4 protein-coding genes and 1 rRNA gene are annotated in these 6,690 nt (G+C 62.7%); all 5 read left to right on the forward strand.

What is annotated here, in order from left to right:
• The first annotated feature begins 2 nt into the window (after positions 1-2).
• Positions 3-1,397: a TIGR03279 family radical SAM protein gene (locus KBY65_RS07850; RefSeq protein WP_255001126.1), complete on the forward strand. Its 1,395-nt coding sequence runs from the start codon at positions 3-5 to the stop codon at positions 1,395-1,397.
• A 77-nt stretch (positions 1,398-1,474) separates the two neighbouring features.
• Positions 1,475-3,109, forward strand: a complete 1,635-nt coding sequence (locus tag KBY65_RS07855; protein ID WP_315860056.1) for a TolC family protein — start codon at positions 1,475-1,477, stop codon at positions 3,107-3,109.
• A 4-nt stretch (positions 3,110-3,113) separates the two neighbouring features.
• Positions 3,114-4,532: a BCD family MFS transporter gene (locus tag KBY65_RS07860; RefSeq protein WP_233128763.1), complete on the forward strand. Its 1,419-nt coding sequence runs from the start codon at positions 3,114-3,116 to the stop codon at positions 4,530-4,532.
• Entirely contained in the window at positions 4,529-5,338 is an 810-nt protein-coding gene (locus KBY65_RS07865; protein WP_255001130.1) for an inositol monophosphatase family protein, read from the forward strand. The genes KBY65_RS07860 and KBY65_RS07865 overlap by 4 nt, the downstream gene beginning before the upstream one ends.
• A gap of 633 nt (positions 5,339-5,971) precedes the next feature.
• Positions 5,972-6,690: ribosomal RNA gene (locus KBY65_RS07870) — 16S ribosomal RNA — on the forward strand; the annotation flags it as partial.

Raw genomic sequence — 6,690 nt, forward strand, 5'->3', positions numbered from 1 at the left:
CCGTGTGGAATGAGCCCTCTGCGGGGATTGCCCTGGCTGCCCTTGATGGCACGTCCCCCCGGTTGCCGGCCCCAGCCGTGGTGGCCACGGTGGAGCCAGGCTCCATCGGTGAAGAGCTCGGCTTTCAGCCCGGCGATCGGCTGCTCAGCATCAACGGCAAACGCCCGCGGGATCTGATCGACCTGCAGTTTCTGGTGGGTGAGGAGGAGCTCACCCTCGAGGTGGAAGATTCCGATGGCACCCGCTACACGGTGGAGCTGGAGAAGGATCTCGACGAAGGCCTGGGCCTGGGCTTCACCGAGGCCCTGTTCGACGGGCTCAAGCAGTGCAACAACGCCTGCCCCTTCTGTTTCATCGATCAGCAGCCGCCAGGGCGCCGCAGCAGCCTCTACCTCAAAGACGACGACTATCGCCTCAGTTTTCTTTACGGCTCCTATCTGACGCTCACCAACCTCACCGCCGCCGACTGGCAGCGCATTGAGGAGCAGCGGCTCTCCCCCCTGTTTGTTTCGGTGCATGCCACCGAGCCGGAGTTGCGCAGCCGCTTGCTGGTGAATCCACGGGCTGGCTTGCTGCTCGAGCAGTTGGGCTGGTTCGCCCAGCGGGATCTGCAGATCCACGCCCAGGTGGTGGTGTGCCCGGGGATCAACGACGGCCCGGCGTTGCAGCAGACCCTGCACGACCTGGCCGCGTTCGCCGCTGGGGAGTGGCCCGCGGTGCTCTCGGTGGCGGTGGTGCCGGTGGGCCTCACCCGCTTTCGTCCCGATGGGGATGCGCTGGTGCCCGTCAACCGCCACGCCGCGCGCCAGGTGATCGCCCTGGTGGAACCCCTGCAGCAACAGTTCCAGCAAGACATTGGCAGCCGTTTTGCCTGGTTGTCGGATGAGTGGTACTTGATGGCCGGCCTGCCCCTACCGCCCCGGGCGGAGTATGAGGATTTGCCCCAACAGGAAAACGGCGTGGGCAGCATTCGCGCCTTTCTGGAAGCGCTTGATGAGGCCACCCAAAACCTGCCGCAGGCCTTGCCCCGGCCGCGGCGCCTCAGCTGGGTGGTGGGCCAGTTGGTGGCCGAAGCGCTCGAGCCTGTGGTGGCCCGGCTGAATGCTGTGGACGGCCTGGAATTGATCCTGCATGGCTTACCCAGCCCCTATTGGGGCCAGGAGCAGGTGGTGACGGGCCTGTTGACGGGTTCGGATCTGCTGGCAGGCCTGTCGGGTCGCGATCTGGGCGAGGCCCTGCTGCTGCCGGCCGTGATGCTGCGCCAGGGGGAGCCAGTTTTCCTGGACGACTTGACCCTTGCTGAGCTGGAGCGCCAACTGCCGGTGCCGATCCGGCAGCTGGGGGGTGCAGACGACCTTGTGGCCTCCTGTTTCGATGAGAATTTTCGATCTCATTAAGATCTACTCGTCAGGCTGTATCAGGCGTGTCCAAATCCATCTCTCGACTCGCGCTCATCGGCCTGCTGGGGGCTCCGATGGTGGCGCTTGCCGCTGAGGCCCAGGATTCAGCTGCTTCACCCCCGTCTCAGGCGAACGCGGCCACGCCGTTGCCCCTCGCCCCTGAAACGCCTCGGGGCGGTAGCCCCACCCAAGTGCGGGGGTACCGCCCCAAAGTCAATCCCACCCTGGTGACGCCGGCAGCCACCCAGCTGGCTCCAGGTCTGGACAACCTTCCAGCTCCAGCCTCCTTGGCCCTGCCGGCCAAACCGGAGCAGGTGCGAATCCTCGAGTTGCGGCCCCTGGGTCTGCTGGAGGTCGAAAATCTGGCAGAGGTGAACAATCCCAATCTCAAGGCGATCGCCAGCCAGGTGGATCAGGCCCAGAGCAACCTGCGGGCCCAAATTGCTCAGTGGTATCCCAACCTCAACTTGCAAGCGAGCTCGCTGCCGACCTTCACCAAGGGGCAGGCGCGTTCAAATGGTGCCTCTGGCACCACATCGATTTCAGCAACGGATCGCTGGTCCCTCGGTGCCTCTCTGACGGCCCAGTGGTCCCTGATCAATCCCGAGCGGGTCCCCACGATCGCGGCGGCCCGTGATCAGTTTGAAAAGGCCAAGTTCCAATACGTGATCGCCCTGCGGGATCTGCGTCTGCAGACGGCGTCCATCTACTTCGATCTGCAGCAGGCCGATGATCAGGTGCGGATCGGCCAGGAGTCGGTGCGGGCTTCGATCGTGAGCCTGCGGGATGCTAAGGCCCGCTTCCAGGCCGGGGTGGCCACCAAGTTGGAGGTGCTGGAGGCCGAAACCCAGCTCTCCCGCGACCAGCAGTTGCTCACCAACTCCCTGGCGGCCCAGGCGATTGCGCGCCGCACGCTGGCGGCCCTGTTGGACCTGCCCCAGAACGTCACCCCAACCGCCAAGGATCCAGCCCGGGTGTTCGGGGTCTGGCAGCCCTCCTTGCAGGAGAGCATCATCGCGGCCTACACCTTCCGCGAAGAGCTCGATCAGGCCCTGCTCGACATCTCGATCGCCAACAGCCAGGCTAATGCGGCCCTGGGAGCCGTTCAGCCATTACTCAATATTTTTGCCGGCTTCACCGGGAATGTCTTCAACGGCAACGAGTCCGTTGTCACGGCTCAGCCCGGCGCAGATGGCACGAATTACGAAACGGCCCTCGGGCTCAACCTGAGCTGGCGGCTCTTTGACGGCGGTGCCGCCGTAGCCCAGTCGCGGCGGAACAAGCAGCTCGCGCAGGAGAACACCTTCCGCTTTGCCCAGCGCCGTGACGGCATCCGTCAAGAGGTGGAAACCAGCTTCTACGAGCTCGAAAAGAACAACCGCAACATCGTCACCACCTCCCGGGAAGTGATCTCAGCCCGGGAATCGCTGCGCTTGGCCCGTCTGCGCTTCCAGGCCGGTGTCACCACCCAACGGGAGGTGGTGGACAACCAGCGTGATCTCACCCAAGCCGAGGTGCGCTACTCCAATGCCATCACCGACTACAACAAGCGCTTGGCAGAGCTGCGTCGCCGAACTGGTCTCGATCAGGTGGCCAGCTGTACGCCCCAGTCTCTCCCTGCTGCGAAGCCAGTCGGTGCTTCCGATGTGCCCGTGGAACCCACTCCCTTGATCCCGGCCTGTCAGGCTGCCTCCCAAGGAGCGGTTTGAGCCGGTGAGCGCCACTTTGGCTGGTCAGCACCCGACTCTGGGCCTGGCTAATACCCTGCGTCTGGGGCTGTTTCAGGGCTGCCTTGGCTGTTTGGCCGTTGTTTTTGCTGGCCTGCTGAACCGGGTGATGCTGAGTGAGCTCGGCTTTCCTGGCCTGCTGGTTGGAGGCGCTCTGGCTTTTGAGCAGTTTGTTGCCCCATCCCGGGTGCTGTTTGGTCAGATCTCGGATGCCCATCCGGTTGGGGGCCGCCATCGCACGCCCTACATCTGGCTGGGTACGGCGCTGTTCTGTGGACTGGCCGTGCTGTCGATCCCTCTGATCTTTCATGTGGGTCGCTTGCTGGACAGCGCCTCCCAGCCGGAGTTGGGCCTTGGGATCGCTGGCCTGTGCGGGCTGTTTGCCTGCTATGGGTTGGCCATTTCTCTGGCCACCACCCCCTACCTCGCCCTGGTGATCGATCGCACCAGCGAAGTGGAGCGGCCCCGGGCGGTGGGCATCATCTGGTGCCTGCTCACGGTAGGCATCGTCATCGGCGCGATCGCCATCAGCCTCAACCTGCGCGGGCTGGATGGCATCACCGATCCAGCCCTTCTGGAGCCTGTGTTGCTGGGATTCATGGCCAAGGTGGTGGTGGTGGTGCTGGCCCTCACGGTGGTCGCCACCTTGGGGCTGGAGCCCGGTGGCGTCAGGGACCCGTCTGGTTTGGCTAGCGAGCGCCGCGATGACGCCATCACCCTCGCCCAGACCTGGGCTCTGATCACGTCCAGCCGTCAGGTGCTGGTGTTTTTCTCCTTTCTGGTGCTGTTCACCCTGGCGCTGTTTCTCCAGGACCCCATCCTGGAAAGTTATGGCGCCGACGTGTTTGGCATGCCGATAGCCGCCACGGCCTCCCTCAATGCGTTCTGGGGCATGGGCACGCTGGTGGGCCTGTTGCTCGCCGGCCTCTGGATCGTGCCAAGGCTTGGCAAGTTGGCCACAGCCCGGCTGGGCTGTCAGCTGATTCTCGCCAGCCTCGTGCTGTTGGCCCTGGCGGGCCTGGTGGGCCGGGTGCCGGTGCTTCAGCTGGTGATGCTGCTGTTTGGTCTGGCGGCGGGCATCGGCACCAACAGCGCCCTGGTGCTGATGCTGGATCTCACCCTGCCGGAAGCGGCGGGCACCTTTGTGGGCGTCTGGGGATTGGCCCAGGCCCTCTCCAGGGCCCTCGGCAAGGTGGTGGGGGGTGGTTTGTTCGATCTGGCTCGGGCGCTGCAACAGGTCTTCGACCTGCCAGCCTCCACCTATGCCCCCTACGCGCTCGTGTTCAGTGCGGAGGCGGCTGTGGCTTTTGCGGCTTTGCTGTTGCTGAGCCGCGTCAACCTGCGTCAGTTCAGGGAGGATACGGGGAGGAGCCTCAGCAAGGTGCTGGCCCTCGAGCTCGGATGAACGCTGATCCCACCACCCTCCCGGCCCCGCATCTCAGTCCTGGTCTGGACGCCCTGCTCGATCGGGTGGCCGAGCGCCAACGCGCCGATTTTGGCCACATGGCCTCCGATCTCAAAGCGGATGGCAGCCTGATCACCGCCTGCGACTGCTGGAGTGACGCCACCCTGGTGGAGGGATTGGCCCAGCTGTATCCCGGCGAGGGAGTCCTCAGCGAAGAAGGGGACAAAACCGTGCCAGGGAGCGATGCTTACTGGGTGGTGGATCCGCTCGATGGCACCACGAATTTTGCCGCCGGCATCCCCTATTGGGCCATCTCCCTGGCACGTTTTGAGGGTGGTATCCCGGTGCTGGCGGTGCTGGATGTGCCGCCGCTGCGCCAACGCATCGTGGCCATCCGTGGTCAGGGAGCCTGGCGCAATTGCCGCTTGCTCCAGCCTCCGTCCCGGCAGAGCCACCCCGCCGGTTGTGCGTCGCTGTGCAGCCGCTCGATCGGGGTGTTGCAGAAACTGCCCAACCAACGCTTCCCCGGCAAGATCCGCCTGCTCGGCGTGGCCAGCCTCAATCTGGTGAGTGTGGCCATGGGCCAGACGGTGTCGGCCCTGGAGGCGACTCCCAAGATTTGGGATCTGGCCGCCGCCTGGTTGGTGCTCAGCGAGCTCGGCTGTCCGATCCGTTGGTTGGTGCGATCGCCGGAGGCCATCGCCGCCGGGTCCGATCTCTCAACGGCCGACTTCCCTGTGCTGGCGGCCGATCGACCGGACACCCTTGCCCGTTTCATGCCGTGGGCCGAGGCGCTTGTGGCCTGATCCTTGCTCAGCGGTCAGAGGGGGTGTTATGTTTTTGGACTGCGCGCAAGGGGAAACCCGAAAGCGAGCAGGCTTATGGCAGAAGGAGGCGAGAGCCGACGGTGTTGTAAGTTTTCTGAGTCGCCGGGAGGCGACGTTCCGCCTAGAGCTCCCGAGAGGGGGAGGAAGCGGAAGCACCTGGACAACCGAAAAGTTTAGGAACTGACGCTTTCACTGCGTCATGCTGAAGCTGGGAGCCTGCACCGCCTGAGAGGGAGGGTGTTGGAGCCAGTGGAAGAGCCGAGCAATCGGTGTGTGACGAACAGAGCAGTGAAGGTGTGAGGTCCCGTCAAAAAGAAACAAAGCGTGACGCGCCTGTTGGTTGGCTGTTGTTGCCTTCTCACGAGGGAACAGGAGCTGGTGTGCCGATGGGAGAGGCGAGCGCGACCGGATCTGAGATTCGGGAAAGTCAGACGGAAAGAGATTTCAGTTTGCACTCTTTGAAACCTTCTGTCAGAGGAAGGGGCTCCAACTGTGAGACCTGCGCCAGTGGGTTTTTACGGGTGATGAGCAAATCGAGTTGAGATTGATGAAAGAAGCAACGTAAGTTGTTGATTTTAGGTTTTTACCAAATCAGTTGAAAGGACTTGATCTACAACGGAGAGTTTGATCCTGGCTCAGGATGAACGCTGGCGGCGTGCTTAACACATGCAAGTCGAACGAACCTTCGGGTTAGTGGCGGACGGGTGAGTAACGCGTGAGAATCTGCCCTCAGGAGGGGGATAACGGCTGGAAACGGCCGCTAATACCCCATATGCCGAGAGGTGAAATGAATTTCGCCTGAGGATGAGCTCGCGTCTGATTAGCTAGTTGGTGAGGTAAGGGCTCACCAAGGCATCGATCAGTAGCTGGTCTGAGAGGATGATCAGCCACACTGGGACTGAGACACGGCCCAGACTCCTACGGGAGGCAGCAGTGGGGAATTTTCCGCAATGGGCGAAAGCCTGACGGAGCAACGCCGCGTGAGGGATGAAGGCCTCTGGGCTGTAAACCTCTTTTATCAAGGAAGAAGATCTGACGGTACTTGATGAATAAGCCACGGCTAATTCCGTGCCAGCAGCCGCGGTAATACGGGAGTGGCAAGCGTTATCCGGAATTATTGGGCGTAAAGCGTCCGCAGGCGGTTTTGAAAGTCTGTTGTTAAAGCGTGGAGCTTAACTCCATTTCAGCAATGGAAACTACAAGACTAGAGTGTGGTAGGGGCAGAGGGAATTCCCGGTGTAGCGGTGAAATGCGTAGATATCGGGAAGAACACCAGTGGCGAAGGCGCTCTGCTGGGCCATAACTGACGCTCATGGACGAAAGCCAGGGGA

It is taken from the genome of Cyanobium sp. Alchichica 3B3-8F6 (genome assembly GCF_024346435.1).
Taxonomy (GTDB): domain Bacteria; phylum Cyanobacteriota; class Cyanobacteriia; order PCC-6307; family Cyanobiaceae; genus Cyanobium_A.